Source organism: Pararobbsia alpina (assembly GCF_902859895.1).
GTDB classification, from domain to species: domain Bacteria; phylum Pseudomonadota; class Gammaproteobacteria; order Burkholderiales; family Burkholderiaceae; genus Pararobbsia; species Pararobbsia alpina.
The window spans coordinates 83,366-99,089 of sequence record NZ_CADIKM010000019.1 but is presented as its reverse complement, the minus strand read 5'-3'; the positions used below and the strand labels follow the sequence as shown (position 1 = coordinate 99,089).

At 61.2% G+C, this 15,724-nt stretch carries 15 protein-coding genes; 9 read left to right on the top strand and 6 right to left on the bottom strand.

Annotated elements, in window-relative coordinates; translation table 11 throughout:
- Positions 1 to 323: 323 nt before the first annotated feature.
- Positions 324 to 1,712, bottom strand: coding sequence for an alpha,alpha-trehalose-phosphate synthase (UDP-forming) (gene otsA, locus HV670_RS18440; protein WP_175106240.1), 1,389 nt, complete (start codon positions 1,710 to 1,712; stop codon positions 324 to 326).
- 388 nt (positions 1,713 to 2,100) lie between these two features.
- Here otsA and HV670_RS18435 point away from each other — a divergent pair, with 388 nt between their 5' ends.
- A complete protein-coding gene (locus HV670_RS18435) occupies positions 2,101 to 2,673 on the top strand; it encodes a hypothetical protein (protein WP_175106239.1) in 573 nt (190 codons plus the stop codon).
- On the opposite strand, the gene HV670_RS18430 is transcribed toward HV670_RS18435, so the two are convergent.
- The 4 genes from HV670_RS18430 to HV670_RS18415 all read right to left on the bottom strand — a co-directional run bounded on the left by HV670_RS18430 (position 2,588) and on the right by HV670_RS18415 (position 6,270).
- The gene (locus HV670_RS18430; protein ID WP_175106238.1) at positions 2,588 to 3,172 is read right to left on the bottom strand and encodes a TetR/AcrR family transcriptional regulator; all 585 of its coding nucleotides are present in this window, start codon (positions 3,170 to 3,172) and stop codon (positions 2,588 to 2,590) included. The two genes, HV670_RS18435 and HV670_RS18430, sit on opposite strands and share 86 nt — an antisense overlap.
- Complete coding sequence (locus HV670_RS18425) at positions 3,169 to 3,642, bottom strand: nuclear transport factor 2 family protein (RefSeq protein ID WP_175106237.1); 474 nt, start codon at positions 3,640 to 3,642, stop codon at positions 3,169 to 3,171. The genes HV670_RS18430 and HV670_RS18425 overlap by 4 nt, the downstream gene beginning before the upstream one ends.
- A 179-nt stretch (positions 3,643 to 3,821) precedes the next feature.
- On the bottom strand, positions 3,822 to 4,925 hold the full coding sequence (locus HV670_RS18420; RefSeq protein WP_246257662.1) for a hypothetical protein: 1,104 nt from the start codon (positions 4,923 to 4,925) through the stop codon (positions 3,822 to 3,824).
- A 169-nt stretch (positions 4,926 to 5,094) separates the two neighbouring features.
- On the bottom strand, positions 5,095 to 6,270 hold the full coding sequence (locus HV670_RS18415; RefSeq protein ID WP_175106236.1) for an L-rhamnonate dehydratase: 1,176 nt from the start codon (positions 6,268 to 6,270) through the stop codon (positions 5,095 to 5,097).
- A gap of 301 nt (positions 6,271 to 6,571) precedes the next feature.
- On the opposite strand from HV670_RS18415, the gene HV670_RS18410 reads away from it, so the two are divergent.
- Complete coding sequence (locus HV670_RS18410; protein WP_175106235.1) at positions 6,572 to 6,874, top strand: HigA family addiction module antitoxin; 303 nt, start codon at positions 6,572 to 6,574, stop codon at positions 6,872 to 6,874.
- A gap of 91 nt (positions 6,875 to 6,965) precedes the next feature.
- On the opposite strand, the gene HV670_RS18405 is transcribed toward HV670_RS18410, so the two are convergent.
- A complete protein-coding gene (locus HV670_RS18405) occupies positions 6,966 to 7,925 on the bottom strand; it encodes a LysR substrate-binding domain-containing protein (protein WP_175106234.1) in 960 nt (319 codons plus the stop codon).
- On the opposite strand from HV670_RS18405, the gene HV670_RS18400 reads away from it, so the two are divergent.
- From HV670_RS18400 to HV670_RS18370, 7 genes are all read left to right on the top strand, one after another.
- Positions 7,899 to 8,942, top strand: coding sequence for a LysR substrate-binding domain-containing protein (locus HV670_RS18400; protein WP_175106233.1), 1,044 nt, complete (start codon positions 7,899 to 7,901; stop codon positions 8,940 to 8,942). The genes HV670_RS18405 and HV670_RS18400 overlap by 27 nt on opposite strands.
- 343 nt (positions 8,943 to 9,285) lie before the next feature.
- On the top strand, positions 9,286 to 9,504 hold the full coding sequence (locus tag HV670_RS18395; protein WP_175106232.1) for a hypothetical protein: 219 nt from the start codon (positions 9,286 to 9,288) through the stop codon (positions 9,502 to 9,504).
- Entirely contained in the window at positions 9,505 to 10,926 is a 1,422-nt protein-coding gene (locus HV670_RS18390; protein ID WP_175106231.1) for an amidase, read from the top strand.
- Positions 10,927 to 10,974: 48 nt separating this feature from the next.
- Positions 10,975 to 12,195, top strand: a complete 1,221-nt coding sequence (locus HV670_RS18385) for an urea ABC transporter substrate-binding protein (protein ID WP_175106230.1) — start codon at positions 10,975 to 10,977, stop codon at positions 12,193 to 12,195.
- A 50-nt stretch (positions 12,196 to 12,245) separates the two neighbouring features.
- On the top strand, positions 12,246 to 13,121 hold the full coding sequence (locus HV670_RS18380) for an ABC transporter permease subunit (RefSeq protein WP_175106229.1): 876 nt from the start codon (positions 12,246 to 12,248) through the stop codon (positions 13,119 to 13,121).
- A 64-nt stretch (positions 13,122 to 13,185) separates the two neighbouring features.
- Positions 13,186 to 15,015 carry an ATP-binding cassette domain-containing protein gene (locus HV670_RS18375; RefSeq protein WP_175106228.1) on the top strand — a complete coding sequence of 610 codons (1,830 nt, stop codon included), beginning with the start codon at positions 13,186 to 13,188 and terminating at the stop codon, positions 15,013 to 15,015.
- The gene (locus HV670_RS18370; protein ID WP_175106162.1) at positions 15,008 to 15,712 is read left to right on the top strand and encodes an ABC transporter ATP-binding protein; all 705 of its coding nucleotides are present in this window, start codon (positions 15,008 to 15,010) and stop codon (positions 15,710 to 15,712) included. Before HV670_RS18375 ends, HV670_RS18370 begins: the two co-directional genes overlap by 8 nt.
- Positions 15,713 to 15,724 lie beyond the last annotated feature (12 nt).

Here is a 15,724-nt window from a genome sequence, read left to right as displayed (position 1 = left end):
TTATCGGCTGTGAATTTTTAAAGAACATACGCTGCGCCTGACTGCTTTGAACCACTCATCCGGTCCGGCGTTTGCGTCGCTGCGTTTGCAGCAGAGAAGCGAGATTATGTCTGCTGCACTTCAGGTCGTCAACAAGTTTTTTACTTCACCTTCGACTTGCTCACCGTCTGCTCAGGCCCGTCCCACCGGCCTCACAGCGCACCCGACTGCCGCACCAACCTCCCTTCCACCCCCACCGTTTTTGCTACCCGGCGAAGCTCGTCTTGCAACGAGGAGGCGAATATTAGCCCTCCCCTTCGTTCATGACAAGCAGATGTACGAATTTATTTTTGTGCGCCCGCCAGCGCATCAAGAAAGCTGCGTGTCCACCAGTGAATATTCTGCTCCCGGATACTGCGCAACAGGTTCGCGTGACGGTTGCGCCGTTCTTCAAGCGGCATCGTCAAGGCGCGCTGGATGGCCTGAGCAGTTCCTTGTGTGTCATAGGGATTCACGAGCAACGCATCCTTCAGTTGTTCCGCCGCACCCGCGAAGCGCGAGAGGACAAGCATTCCTGGATCAGCAGGATCCTGTGCCGCGATGAATTCCTTCGCCACGAGGTTCATGCCGTCTCGCAACGGTGTGACCAAGGCGACGCGGCTTGCACGGTAAAGCCCGGGCAAGCGCTTACGAGCGATATTGCGGTGGATATACCGGATCGGCATCCAGTCCAGTTCGCCGTAGTCGCCGTTGATCGCGCCGCACAGGCTGTCCATCTGCCGCCGGATATCGCCATAGGCCTCGACGTCCTCGCGGCTCGGCGACGCAATCTGGATCAGCGTCGCCCTATTGCGGTTTTCGGGGTACTGCGCAAGCAACTCGCGAAATGCGTGAATGCGCTGCGGCAGTCCTTTCGAATAGTCGAGGCGATCGACTCCGAGAAGAAGCTGACGTCGCGAATACTCGTCGCGCATCCGCTCGAACATTTCACGGCCCTCCTTCGCTTCGGCGAGCCGTAAAAAATCGTCGACATCCATGCCGATCGGGAACGCACCCGCGTGTGTCGTACGACCGTACGCCCTGAAGCGGCCGTCGCCCAGCACCTCGGCGCCGGCTTCCGATTCGACGTAATGCGAAAAATGCAGCAGATCCGCACGACTCTGAAAACCCACGACGTCGAACGCAAACAGCGATCGCATCAGCCATTCATGCTCGGGAATCGCGGCCATGATCAGCGGCGGCGGCATGGGGACATGCAGGAAGAAACCGATCCGGTTCGTACAGCCCAGCGCGCGAAGTTCAGCCGCGAGCGGAATCAGATGATAGTCGTGGACCCAGATCAGGTCGTCGGGTTTCAACATCGGCAGAAGCTTGCGTGCAAACAACTGATTCACGCGACGATAGCCGGCCGCGAAGCGCGTGTCGAAATTCGCCAGGTCGAGCCGATAGTGAAACACCGGCCATAACACATCGTTCGAATAGCCGGCGTAATACGCATCGTAATCGGCCCGCCCAAGATCCACCGTCGCCAGCGTGACCTTGCCCGCTCGCTGGAAGTTGACTTTGCCCTCCGGTGCGGGCTGGCCGTCGACGTCCTCCAGAATCTTCCCGCTCCAGCCGAACCACACGCCCCCCCTTTGCTGAAGGCTTTCGCCGAGCGCCACTGCGAGGCCGCCAGCGGCAGGCTTGCGAAGGTCGGCAGTGCGGTTCGAAACGACGACAAGACGGGACATGGCTACCTCATTGTTGACAACATCGGTCGATGCGATAACTGGACGGATGTCGCCTAAGTAACATCCGAATCTGTCCTTAGTTTATTCCTCTGATGACCCCTATGACGTTCAGTTGAATCTCATCGATGTATTTAACGCGTAAAGACCGTCGTCGCCGGAGGCGATATGCAGACGGGAAGAGACAGCATTGAGAATCGGATATGTCGCAGTGGAAAGCAGCTTTGCACCCAGGCAGTTCTTGGTATCTTTTTATCACTGCCCCCGGGAAACCTCGGCCTTCAGGCCGGGGAGTAAGAGGACGGCTTTGACGTTGTTTTTGTGCTCCAGTTGACGCCTCAAGAATGGGGGGCGATCCACGACCGAGACACCAACTCTCACCAGACTTTCTATGGATATGGACACCATCACGCGGACGGAACTGAACTCCACGCTGAAAGTGTTCGGAGCGCGGATATATGCGAGCATCGACAATCTGCGCGACACGCTGGAAAGCTTCGTCGTTCGTGCGGAAGAACACGACAAAGCACGAGACGCCAAGCTCGACCTGCGCGACAAGGTGCTGGATGCGAAGTTCGCTCATATGGATGAGCGCTGGCGCCTGACGAATCTCCGAGTGGACGAGATCGCGAGCGAAATGCGGGATGTCAAGCGAACCCTGAGCAACCAGCGCTACTGGATCGTCGGCACCGCCATCGGCGCGGTGCTCGGCGTGGGTGCCTTCAACGCGACTGTGCTGTCGAACATGATTGCTGCGTTCGAATCGGGCAAGAGCATTTCGGCCGCGCAAGCCGAAATCATTCAGCGATCGAGGGAAATGGAACAGGCCATCGACCACATGCGCTCCCGACTCGAAGCGCTGCCGTTGCCCATGCCGGTCAGCAACCCGCCGAACCAGTCGCCGCCCCCGTCAAGCAGGCCGCAATCTGCCTCGCGTCGCCGGCGGCCGTGGGCTCGCCGCTGACCAGGGCGACCGCGATCGCGCCGTCGACCAGCACCAGCAGTTGCCGTGCGAGCGATACCGGATCCCTTGCACCACTCTCCCTGCAAAGCTGCTCGATAAACGTCAGCAGACGCTCCTTGTGCAGGCGCGACACCTTGAATATCTCGTTCTCCGGCGACTTGATTTCGCCCGCGGCGTTCAGAAAGGCACATCCGTGGTATTGCCCGCTCGTGAACCATTCACGCAGTACGTCGAACATGCCGAGCAATCGCTTGGAAGGTGTCGTTGCCGATGCCAGCGTGCACCGTTCGAACCAGTTCATCCAGCGTTCATCGCGGCGACGCAGCGCCTCCGCGACAAGCGCTTCCTTCGACGAGAAATACAGGTAGAAGCTTTTGCGCGCCGTACCCGACTCGCGCACGATCGCGTCCACCCCCGTACCCTGGATGCTTGATGCATAGACAAGCCGCTCGGCCGTTTCGAGAAGACGTTCGCGCGGCCCCAGGGATGAAGTCGTCACAGTCCCAGCTCGCTGAGCCCCGGAAGATCGTCGGGCCGACGGCCAAGCGGCCAATGGAACAGCCGGTCCGCTTCCTTGATCGGCCTGTCGTTGATCGACGCATGACGATGCGCCATCAGGCCATGCTCGTCGAATTCCCAGTTCTCGTTGCCATATGAGCGATACCAGTTCTGCGCATCATCGTGCCATTCATAGGCAAAGCGCACGGCAATCCGGTTGCCGGTGAATGCCCACAACTCCTTGATCAGACGATAGTCGAGTTCGCGTTGCCATTTGCGCGTCAGCAGGCCGACGATCTCGGCGCGCGTGACCGTGAACTCGACACGATTGCGCCAGCGGCTGTCTTTCGTATAGGCAAGCGAGACCCGCTCCGGGTCACGCGTATTCCAGCCGTCCTCGGCGGCGCGGACCTTTTGCTTCGCGGTTTCGAGGGTGAACGGGGGCAACGGCGGGCGGGATTCGTTATCCATATGGAAAGCTCCAGCGACACACAGGTCGCTTCAGGGTAGATGTCGGTCATTGTCGCTGTCCCTGGTGACCACCAGCGACGAGCATCCTGCCCGGCAGGCATTAGCCGAGCACTGGGCGCAATGGTAGAACGCTCATTCCACCCGGTCAAGCGGGATCGCCAAACACGCTAGTGACGGCATCACTGGTGTGCCGCGCTGAAGCGGTAGCGGATCGTCGTCGGCTTCGCGGGATCGAGCGTGATCGCCGTCGCCACGCCGCGTTCGTTGATCGGATTGGCAGCGAGTGCCGCGCCCGTGCCGAGGTCGAACGCGCTTGCAACCGGCTCGACACCGAGACAAAGATTGCGACCGTTCCACGGCGCCGCCGCGCGACCGCGATTGCTCATCCACAGCAAGAGCGAAGGCAGCACGCTCGCATCCCACGTCAGCCGGTAGACTGTCTTTTCTTCGTCGTTGAACAGCGAGACCACGCCGTCCGTGCCGCACAACTGCAAGATCTCCTCGGTGTCGTACGCAAACGGCAATCGGTCGAATCGTGCATCGCCGCCCGCGGCGAGCGGTACCGCGGCAAGCTGTTCGAACACGCCGCCCGGCGCTGCGCGAGACACGCCGGTTTCCGGCCCGGCGGGGTGGACCACGCCGAACCTGAACTCACCCGGGTCGATGTGCAGCGCACCAGCCAACTCAGGTAGCGCGATGTTCGGATGCAGACCCATGGGGCGCCGGGCCATTCTGCGGCTCTCGACGCTCAGCGAGAATTCGATTGCCGCACTCGCGGGGTCGCATTGCACGGTGCGAGTCAGTCGCGCGATTGGCGACGACTCCGGGTAGTCCACTGCTATCGTGATGCCTGTCGCGGTCCGGTTCACGAGCGTCCAGTCCGCGACGCAGCAATCGCCATGCGGTAAGGCATCATCGGTGCGTTCGCGTTCGCCCTCGGCATTTTCCGCAGTCATGCTCGGGCGCCAGTGCTCAACGACAGCGTCGGCCGCGTAACCGCCGCCGAACGGCAGGCACACAAACTCACTACGCAGATGCTCGAGGAGTGCGGGTTCGCAGGGGAGCCCGGCACCGATCCATGGCGCTTCATAGAACGGCCTGATCCATTGTTCAGGTCCGACCTTCAAACGGACTCCACCTAGCATGCCGCCCCGCGCATGCACATCGAGCTCGCCGTACGCCCACTCCAGATGCCAGGTCTGGCCCGCCTGCGGTGCCGCCGCCACGTCGTCTTGCTTCATTGTTCGATTGTTCGATTGTTCGATCGCGTTGAGTTCGTCCATCGTCTGTCCGTCGAGCCGGTTCGCGCGGGCAAGGAAATGGGCCGAAACAGACAGGTGCGAGTGCAATGCCCGTACACAGAGAATGCTGCACCGCACCGCCGCCGCGACCTAAGCGTCGCGAGGCGTGGCATGGTGTGAGGGGATTCGGCTTGCCCTTCGGCGCGGCCGCTTACTCGATGATATTGAAGTCCTTCAGATGCTTGTCGCTCAGCGAGAGACCGAGGCCCGGCAGATCATCGGACAACTGCAAATAGCCCTTTTCCGGCTGGGGCTCGCCTTCGAAGATGTAGTAGAACAACTCATTGCCGACCTCGACGTCGAACACGGGGAAGAATTCCGACATCGGGCTTGCGCCGGTCGACATCGTCAGGTGATAGTTGTGCATCTGGCCCGCATGCGGAATGACCGGTACCGACCACGCCTCGGCGAGCGCATTGATCTTGCGCGCGGCCGTAATGCCGCCGACGCGATTCGTGTCGTACTGGATCACGTCGACCGCGCGACGTTCGAGCAAGTCCTTGAAGCCATAGACCGTGTATTCGTGCTCGCCGCCCGAGATGGGCATCGCGTTCATCTTCTTCAGTTCCTGGTAGCCCTCGATATCGTCGGCGACCACCGGCTCCTCGAGCCAACGCAGATTGAATTCCGCCAGGCGCGGCAGCATTCGGCGCGCGTATTCGAGTGTCCAGCCCATATAGCAGTCGACCATCAGATCGACCTCGTCGCCAAGATACTCACGCAGCACACGGATCTGGTCGACGTTTTTCGCCATCCCCTTCGGACCATCCTTCGGCCCGTAGCCGAAACGCGTCTTCATCGCCGTGAAGCCCTGGTCGACATAGCTCTTTGCCTCGGCGAGCAACGCGTCTCGATCGTCGTTGTTATAGAGCTTGGATGCGTAGCACCAGATCTTTTCCTTCGTGCGGCCGCCCAGCAACTTGAACACGGGCTTCTTGGCAGCCTTGCCCATGATGTCCCAGATGGCGATGTCGACCGCGGAGATGGCCGCCATGCCGATACCCTTGCGGCCCCAGGCCAGGGTTCGGCGATACATTTTTTGCCAGATATATTCGTTGTCGAACGGATCTTCGCCGATCGCAATCGGCGCGAGGTGCTCGTCGATGATCTGCTTGGCCACCCGCGGCGCCAGGGCGCAATTGCCGATACCGACTATACCGTCGTCCGTTTCTATTTCGACGACCAGCCAGCCGTGGAAGCGGAACGAACCCATCGCATCGCCGCGCTCATAGAGAAGGTCAACCGCATTCGTGCAGAAATGGGACTGCGGCGGCACGATCTTGCCCTTCCATTCGAATACACGCGTGCGGACATGTTTGATTTTCATCGTAGTGAATTCCGTGGCAAATGAGCGCTCGACGATCGCCACATCGGCGGCGGGCCGGCAGGCGACGATTATAGGCACGCCCCTCGATAGCCGTTGATTCGAAAACGGGATTGATCGATCACGGAATCGAATCGGTGTGGCGATCAATGCAATGTGTGCGGCACGGAAGAAGCATCGCTACAGGTACATGTACTCGCGGCTTCGGGGTGTCCGCTTCCGCGTAGGAAAGCGCCGATTGCGGCGTCGCGAATCTGCCAATCTCTCTCGTCAGTGACAAGATTGCGACAAGGGAGAGGAACTCATGAAACTGACCAACAAGATGCGCCCCGTCCATCCGGCGGCGATCCTGCGAGAGGATTTTGTTGCGCCACTTGGCATGAGCGTGAAAGCGCTTGCCCGCGCCCTGAATGTCCCCGCGACGCGGCTACATGAAATTGTGAAGGAACGGCGAGGCATCACCGCCGACACGGCGTTTCGACTGTCGCGCTATTTTGATACGACGCCGGAGTTCTGGATGAATCTACAAACGACGTACGACCTGAAGATCCTTCCCACACGCAAGGAAATCGAACGCAAGGTGGAGCCACGGGTGCCATCTGTCTGACTAGATCGGCATCCGGCCACAGCTCTTATGAGGACAGCCGTGGTTCACCCATGCGCGTCGGCGTCGCAGTAATCGAGCCAGACGCAGATCACTAAGCCGGCCCGGAATCTATTGGAAGATCGTGTCGAGCGCTGCGCGGGTCGGTAAACGACGCCCCATGCGCCACTTCCCCCGCCATCCACGCAAACAGCCCCTGCACGGCCGGCTTGATCGACCCTGCCGAGGTCACCCCCGCGAAGTACCGATAAGTCCCCGCCACGTGCGGATGCGCAAGCACCAGCCGACCATCGCGCAGCATGCCCTGAATGCAGACGTTCGTGATCACCGCAATGCCCGCATCATGCGCAACCGCCTCGAGCATCGTCAGCGCATCATCGAAATAGCATCCATGCAACGGGGTGTGATTGCGTCCGAATGCAGACTTGAACCACTCCTGCCAGGGCAACAATCCATACCGCACCAGATCGTTGCGCAGGAAATCCTCAAACGACTCAAACGGCCCATGCGCTGCCAGGTACGCGGGACTGCAAACCGCATAGAGGTGATCCGTGAAGATTTCAATGCTTCGCATCCCCATCTGATCCTGCTGCCCGTAGTGAAAGACCATATCGCAATCGGCCGTGAGCGGATCATCGGCCGCATTGACTGTGGTGATCTCGAACAGGATGTCCGGATGCTGTGCCTGGTAGCGGGCCAGTCTCGACAGCAGCCACGTGGTCCCGAGCATCGGTGCGACGATAATGCGGATCAGCTTGTGTTCGGTCGCATCGATCGTATCGGCAGCCGCTCGCAAACCGAACAAGGCCTTGGTGATTGCGTCGAGATACGTGATGCCCACAGCCGTCACGCTCATCCGGTTGCCGCTGCGCCGGAACAACTGCGCGCCGAGCTGCTCCTCGAGATGGCGAATCCGGTGGCTCACCGCGGAACCCGTAACGCATAATTCGTCAGCAGCCAGCGTGAAGCTGCCCAGCCGCGCGGCGGCCTCGAATGCGCAGAGCTCTTTGAACGGGAGATTCTTTAAGTGGGAAAACTCAACAGTCGAGGGCATGGCATTTCACAGGAGAAACAACCGGGACTCGCAGCCGATCCGGCGCTCGCCACCAGCCTGATGTCATTCGACATCGAGCGCGGCGGTCCGCATCACAATCGTGCCCCACGCGTGTTGCCGCCGCTGCATGCGCTGATCGCGTTCGATGCGATAGCGCGCCATCGCAACATGGCTTATGCGGCGCGCGAACTTGGGGTGACGCGCTCTGCCCTCACGCACTCGATCGGCATCCTCGAGCGCCAACTTCAAGTGCGACTGTTTCTACGTACGGCACCCGTTGTCGAACTTTCGACGGCCGGAAAATACTATCACGATGCCGTGCACCTCTTCGCGCGCAGTGCAGGGGATGCCTTATTCCGGCTGTCGTCGGTGTCGCGCGTGCCGCTGCGCCTGTCGGTCACGCCCGGCTTTGCGCGCCTGTGGCTGGGGCCGCGCCTGCAATCGTTCGTGCAGCGGCACCCGCGGGTCGACCTGAACCTGACCGTGGCCGATACCCCTGTCGAAGCGGAACTCCAGCAATCGGACATCGTGATCCGTTACGGGCGGCTTGCACCGCATGCAACGCTTGCGATGCCGCTGTGGCGCGAAACACTGGTCGCGGTATCTCACCCTGCCCTGGCGGCAACCACGCAGCAGATGGATCTCGGCAAGCTCGTGCGGACCTACGCCCTGCTCGAGCATCCGCAATTCTCATGGAACGACTGGCTGACGAGCGCGCATGGCGGTCAATGGACACTCCAGCCGACGCTCGTATGCCGGGACATCGTCATGGTGCTCGAGGCCGCGGCGGCCGGCACCGGGCTCGCACTCGCACCGAGGCGGATGATGCAGCCCTATCTTCAGCAAAGCCGCCTGTCGATCGCGCATCCGGTCGAACGGCCGGGTGACTATTTTTATGCGTATGCGCTGGAAAGCAATATGACGCGGCCTCCCGTCACGGCCTTTCTGGCCTGGATGTCCAACGAGGTCCATGAGTCGGCCCAGGCCGATCTCGGGGTTTTCCAGGGGGCCCCCTGACCCTCCCGAGATGAAATACTCTCACGGCACGCCTGCAGGAATTCACTCCGAGGGTCGCTGCCGGTGCGACCCGCCAGGCGCGCGCTCGCCCAGTCTCGCCGCCAGTCCGCATCGTGCGACGCAACAGGGATTTGCCGTCCGCGCATTAGCCGCATGCCATCGCGGTCCGAGGTGCACTGCAGCACATCGACCCCTGCCTGAGTTCCGGCGTGCCTTGAAACGGACCCCATGACCCGGCAAGCACAATTCAAGTGCTATCGAATATCCTTCATTGATAATTGGCGAGTCGAGAGCAAACCATCACATCAAGCTCGACCATTGACCGAGACCAGGAGGCGCCGACATGACAGGCGACAACAAGGAATACGCACAACTGCGTGCGCTCGCGACAGCCGCAGGGCTCGATATTCCCGCCGAACGCGAAGCAGAGGTTGATGGCGTGCTGCAGGCCTGGCTCGTGGACGCCAATGCGCTCAGCCGCAAAATGAGCGCGGCACAATTTCAAACGCTGGTCCCCGTGACGGTATTCGCTCACCCGCTTGCCGAAGACGAGGACAAGTAAATGGCGTCCTCCTATAGTGAACTGCTCGACCGCTCCCTGACCGAAGTCGCCGGATTGGTCAGAACCCGGCAGGTCTCACCAGTCGAACTCGTCGACGCCTCACTGGAGCGCATCTCCGCCGTCGACGGCCAACTGTCCGCCTATATCAGCGTATTCGAACATGAAGCCCGGCAGGTCGCCAAGGCCTCTGAATTGATGGCGATGGTCGGCCACGATCTCGGCCCGCTGCATGGGGTACCGCTTGCGCTCAAAGACAATGTCTCGGTCAAGGGCCTGCGCACCACGGCGGGAAGCAGGATTCTCGGCGACTGGATTCCCGATCACGATGCGACGGTTACGACGCGTCTGCGTCAGGCCGGCGCGGTGTTCCTGGGCAAACTCAATATGCACGAGTTCGCATGGGGCGGCACGTCGCAGAATCCGCACTATGGCACGGTGCGCAACCCGTGGAACACAGAGCGCTTTCCGGCGGGGTCGAGCGGCGGCTCAGGTGCGGCTGTCGCCTCGCGGATGTGCTTCGGCGCGATCGGCACGGACACCGGCGGCTCGATTCGTCTGCCCGCGGCGATCAACGGTATCGCCGGCCTGCGTCCGACGTACGGACGGGTGAGCAACCACGGCATCATTCCGCTCGCCTGGAGCATGGACACCGCGGGTCCGATGGCACGTACCGTCGAAGACTGCGCCTTGATGTTCGGCGCGTTCGCGGGTCACGACCCGCAAGACGCGACGACTGCGCGCGTGGGCACGGTGGACTATATGGCCCGGCTCAAGGAACCGGTGAAGGGATTGCGCATCGGCATCGTTCCCGGCTATTTCTTCCATCATCTGCAACCGCCCGTCAAGCATGCCGTCCAGGCGGCGCTCAAGACGCTCGAGGGTCTCGGAGCCGAAATCGTCGACGTCGAAATCGGTCACATCCACGGTAACATTTCTGCCCAGCTCACTGTCGAAGCCGCCGAACCGTCGGCCTATCACCAGCGCTGGCTTCGCGAACGCCCGCAGGACTACGGCGACGACGTGCGCACCCTGCTCGAGGTCGGTGAAATGCTGCTCGCCACGCACTATGTACAAGCGCAACGCTATCGCACGCTGCTGCGCAACGAGTTCATGGAAGCGTTCCGGCGCGTCGATGCGTTCATCTGCCCGACCCTGCCCTTCACCGCAACACGTATCGGTGAAACCAAAGTGGTCATCGAAGACGGCATCGAGGAAGACATGCTCTCCGCGATCATGCAATACACCGGTGTGCCGAGCCTCACTGGCCTGCCGTCGTTAAACGTTCCTTGCGGCTTCGACGACGATGGGCTGCCGATCGGAATGCAAGTGATCGGCAAGCCGTTCGACGAAGCACTGTTGTTCCAGATTGGCGCATCCTATCAGTCGGTGACGGACTTTCATCGCCGGGCGCCGGCTATCTAATCGCGCCTTGCACGCTCTCATAACGACCATCGCAGACCAGGAAGGCATATGTTCAAACTGTCCGGCAAGACACTGATTCTCGCGCTTGCGCTCGTGCCGCTGATGGCCGCTCATGCGCAAAGCAAGGACCCCATCGTGGTCGGCAGCATCCTCGATGAAACCGGTGGGCTGAATATCTACGGCAAGGCGATGGCCGAGTCGACCCGCCTCGCGATCGAGGATATCAATAGCTCCGGCGGCGTGCTGGGCCGGCAATTGAAGCTGGTGTCGTACGACGCGCAGTCGAACAACGCCAACTACTCCCAGTACGCAAACCAGCTCGCACTGCGCGACAAGGCCGTGGTCATCATGGGAGGCATCACAAGTGCGTCGCGCGAAGCGATCCGCCCTGTGGCCGACCGCAACAAAACTCTGTACTTCTACAACGAGCAATATGAAGGCGGCGTCTGCGACAAGAATGTCTTCAGCACGGGCATCGTGCCCTCGCAACAGCTCGCGCCACTGGTCGACTATGCGGTCAAGCACTATGGCAAGCATCTGTATGTGCTCGCCGCCGACTACAACTACGGCCATATCTCCGCCGACTGGGTCAAGACCTATGCCACGAAGGCCGGAGCGCAGGTTGTCGGCACCGACTTCATTCCGCTCGATGTCGCCGAGTTTGGTTCGATCATTACGAAACTTCAGGACAGCAAGCCGGATGTCGTCGTGTCGTTGCTCGTCGGTGGCAATCACATTGCGTTCTATCGGCAGTTCGCATCCGCCGGACTCAACGGCAAGATGACGATCGTTTCGCCAACCTTCGGCCTCGGCAATGAACAGACCGTGCTCGATGCCAAGGAAGCCAAGGGCATCGTCGCGATCTATCCTTACTTCCAGGAAGTCAAGACGCCAGAGAACACCGCCTTCATGGCGCTCTGGAGCAAGAAGTACGGCGCCAATCACGGCTACATCACGGATAGTGCCGTAGCGGTGTGGAACGGCTGGCATTTGTGGGCGAAAGCGGTACAGAAGGCAGGCACGACAGATCGTGCGAAGGTCATTGAAGCGCTCGAATCAGGCATCTCGATCGAGAGCCCCTCCGGAACCGTCACGATGGATGGCCCTTCGCATCACGTGATCCAGAACACCTATTTTGCACAAGCCAACGATTCACACGGCTTTACGATCGTCGGCGACCAGAAGGCCGTGCCGCCCGCGTTCGAAAAAGAGAAGTGCGACCTGATCCGCAATCCCGGACTGCATACTCAGTTCCTGCCCGGACAGTAAAAGCGTCACTTTTCTCATTACTCATCGCTCCGGACGCAACACGGCTTCTCATGGAACATGCTTCGGTTGGCTGGCTGTTGAATATCGGTGTGTCGATGGCACTGAGCATCGCGATTCTCGCGCTGGTCTCACTCGGACTTGCGGTCATGTTCGGCATGATGGGCATCATCAACCTCGCCCACGGCGAGTTCCTGATGTTCGGCGCCTACGTGACGCTGACCCTGACACGGCTTCATACGCCGCTGTGGCTCGCCATACCGCTGGCGGGCCTGGTGGTCGGCGTACTCGGCTACGCCGTCGAGCGGCTGCTGATCCGCTTTCTGTATGGACGGCTGGCCGACAGCATGCTCGCGACGTGGGGGCTCAGTCTCATCATGGCGCAGATGACCGTTCTTGCGTTCGGGCCCAGCACGCAAGGCATTTCCACCCCGCTCGGCAGCCTGTCGATCGACGGTTATTCGTTTTCGCTTTATGCGTTCGTGCTGATCGGCTGCGCAGTGCTGCTGATGGCGCTTGTGTATCTGATGTTCACGCGTACCCGATATGGCGTGATGGCACGCGCGGCTGTTCAGAATCCGGGCATGGCCGCGGCGGTCGGGATCAATCCGCGCAAGCTGAACGCGCTTAACTTCGCATTCGGCGCCGCCCTCGCCGGCTGGGCGGGCGGACTGCTCGCACCGATGGTCGGTGTCATGCCGTCGATGGGCGAGGCGTATATCGCACGCGCTTTCATGACGGTGATCGTCGGCGGCCCGGGCATCATCACCGGGACGGCGAGTTCGTCCCTTCTGCTTGGCGGCATCGAGAACGTCGTGTCGTATCTCAGCACGCCTTTTTTCGGCCAGGGCGCGTTGCTGATTGTCGCAATCATCGCCGTGCGTCTGCTGCCGACCGGCATTTCCGGACGCTGGCAGCGTCAGCTTTGAGTCCGGCACACGCGACGATCCCGACGCCCCTCTATTTCCATTGCCCGGCGACAGAACTTTCCCGATGACGCAGATGCTTTTCCGTCCCACGCCGATACGCGTGACGCTCGCCCTCGCCATCGTCCTGATCGTTGGCTCGCTATGGATCCCCGACTTCCTGCAGTCGCAGGCATCCAACTGGATCATTTTCGGGCTGCTTGGCGCGAGCCTCGTGTTCGTCTGGGGCAAGGCCGGCATCTTCAGTTTTGGACAGGGGGCGTTCTTCGGTATCGGCGGCTACGTCTATGGCATTGCTTCGATCAATCTCGTCGCGACGACCAATGAGACCTTCTCGGCAGTCGTGCTCGCGGTGATCGGCGCGGCATTCGCCGCGGGCTTGCTCGGCTACTTCATGTTCTACGGCAAGGTGGGGGATGTGTACGTCGGCGTGGTCACGCTCGCGAGTACGCTGGTGCTGTTCACGTTCATGTCGAGCACGGCCAGCCCGGTTTATCACGTCGGCGACGCGCTGCTGGGCGGCTACAACGGCATGGCGGGCGTTCCGCCTCTGACGCTCGGCTGGCCTGGCGGCCCATCCGAAGCGTTGACGATCTGGCAAACGCTCGCCGTCGTGATCGCGCTCGCGGCACTCGTGCTCTGTGTACTGTACGCCCTGCTCTCTCGGCCCTTCGGCTATATCGTGTCGGCCCTGCGCGAGAACGAGCAGCGAACCCAACTGCTCGGCTACGACGTCCGCCTGCGCAAGCTGCTGGTCTTCATGATCGGCGGCGCGGTTGCCGGCCTTGCGGGCGCACTGTACGCGGCGTGGAGCATGTTCATGAGCCCCACAGTGTTCGGACTTCAGCAGGCAGCGCTCGTCGTCATCTGGGTGCTGGTGGGCGGGCGGGCGTCGATCGCCGGGGCATTCTGCGGCGTGGTGTTCGTAGAGGGTCTGTCCGCCGTTCTCGGTAGCGGTGGTGGCAATGCGACGCCGATCGTGCTGGGTGTCGTCCTGATTCTCGTCGTCCTGCTCTTGCCGCAGGGCGTCGTTCCAGCGGTGCAGGCGCGATTGAAGCCGCGCACGCGGACCCGCGCTCATGCGATCGCGGACGACGCGCCGGAAGCGGAATTGTCGAGTGACACCGTCGCCGAAACCCTGCCACCCGGTCTGCCCGTCGGGCGTTCCATCAGCGGCAAGCTGAGTGTCACTGGATTGCACAAGCGCTTCGGCGGACTCCGGGCGGTCAACGATGTATCGATTTCGTTTGCCGAACGTGGCGTGCATTGTCTGATCGGCCCGAACGGCGCAGGCAAGAGCACCTTCTTCAATCTGCTCGCCGGCCGCTTCCCACCGACATCGGGGCAGATCATGTTTGCCGGACGCGACATGACTCACGCCGAACCGCATACGCGCGCTCGCGCGGGCATGGGTATCAAGCTTCAGATCGCAAGCATTTTTCCGGGACTGTCGGTACACGAGAACATGTGGCTGTCGGCCTATGCGAAGCTGCATTCGCGCACGGAGGCCGAGGCGCGGGCGAGCGCGATCACCGACTGGCTCGGGCTCGGCGCACAGCGGCACACCCTCGCCGGCGAGCTGTCGCACGGTCAGAAACAATGGCTCGAGATCGGCATGGTGACCGCCACCGAACCGAGCATCGTGTTGCTCGACGAGCCGACGGCGGGCATGACGAGAACGGAAACCACCCGCACGGCACAACTCGTGTCGGCGCTCGGAAGCCACGTCAACGTGATCGTCGTCGAGCATGACATGGAGTTCGTGCGTCAACTCGATGTTCCTGTCACTATCTTCCACCAGGGCAGCGTATTCGCTTCGGGAACACTTGAGGACCTGCAGCGCGACGAGCGCGTTCTCAACATCTACCTTGGCAGACACGGAGCTCACGGTGCTTGAACTGCGCGATATCCATGCGGGCTATGGCCTGAGCACCGTACTGCGCGGGATCGACTTGCGCGTCGGCGCGGGCGAGCGTGTCGCGATCCTCGGCCGTAACGGCGTAGGCAAGACCACCCTGCTGCGTGCGATCGTCGGTGCGATCCGGCTTCAGCAAGGTGAGCTGATGTTCGACGGACGGACCATTGGCGAGCTGCCGACACACGAACGCGCACGCCTTGGCATTGCCTATGTGCCGCAGGGACGTGAGATCTTTCCTTCGCTCAGTGTGCTCGACAATCTGAAGGCCGCGGCATTCGGTACCGGCCAGCTCGACTGGAAAGCCCGCGTTGACGAACTGTTCATCGAATTCCCGGTGCTCGCCGAGAAGCAGAAAGCACGCGGCGCTAGCCTGAGCGGCGGCCAACAACAAATTCTCGCACTCGCGCGAGCCCTCATCACCCAGCCGCGACTCCTGATTCTCGACGAGCCGACCGAAGGCATCCAGCCTTCGATCGTCGACCAGATCGCCGACACCATTCGCGCAATCAACGAGAAGCGCGGCATCGCAGTCATCGTGGTCGAACAGAACCTGGACTTCGTCGTGAGACTGGGCACCCATGCCCACATCATCGAAAAAGGGGCGATCGTCGCCGACATGCCGGCCGCGGATCTGCTTCATGACGAGGTGCAGCAACGCAAATATCTCGGCGTCTAGCCGTGCAAGGCC

Bases quoted from the DNA above. Each gene is read 5' to 3' on its own strand.
- HV670_RS18375 (WP_175106228.1), top strand. From the start codon at position 13,186: ATGACGCAGATGCTTTTCCGTCCCACGCCGATACGCGTGACGCTCGCC.
- HV670_RS18395 (WP_175106232.1), top strand. From the start codon at position 9,286: ATGACAGGCGACAACAAGGAATACGCACAACTGCGTGCGCTCGCGACA.
- HV670_RS18420 (WP_246257662.1), bottom strand. From the start codon at position 4,925: ATGGACGAACTCAACGCGATCGAACAATCGAACAATCGAACAATGAAG.
- HV670_RS18390 (WP_175106231.1), top strand. From the start codon at position 9,505: ATGGCGTCCTCCTATAGTGAACTGCTCGACCGCTCCCTGACCGAAGTC.
- HV670_RS18415 (WP_175106236.1), bottom strand. From the start codon at position 6,270: ATGAAAATCAAACATGTCCGCACGCGTGTATTCGAATGGAAGGGCAAG.
- HV670_RS18380 (WP_175106229.1), top strand. From the start codon at position 12,246: ATGGAACATGCTTCGGTTGGCTGGCTGTTGAATATCGGTGTGTCGATG.
- HV670_RS18425 (WP_175106237.1), bottom strand. From the start codon at position 3,642: ATGGATAACGAATCCCGCCCGCCGTTGCCCCCGTTCACCCTCGAAACC.
- HV670_RS18435 (WP_175106239.1), top strand. From the start codon at position 2,101: ATGGATATGGACACCATCACGCGGACGGAACTGAACTCCACGCTGAAA.
- HV670_RS18410 (WP_175106235.1), top strand. From the start codon at position 6,572: ATGAAACTGACCAACAAGATGCGCCCCGTCCATCCGGCGGCGATCCTG.
- otsA (WP_175106240.1), bottom strand. From the start codon at position 1,712: ATGTCCCGTCTTGTCGTCGTTTCGAACCGCACTGCCGACCTTCGCAAG.
- HV670_RS18385 (WP_175106230.1), top strand. From the start codon at position 10,975: ATGTTCAAACTGTCCGGCAAGACACTGATTCTCGCGCTTGCGCTCGTG.
- HV670_RS18405 (WP_175106234.1), bottom strand. From the start codon at position 7,925: ATGCCCTCGACTGTTGAGTTTTCCCACTTAAAGAATCTCCCGTTCAAA.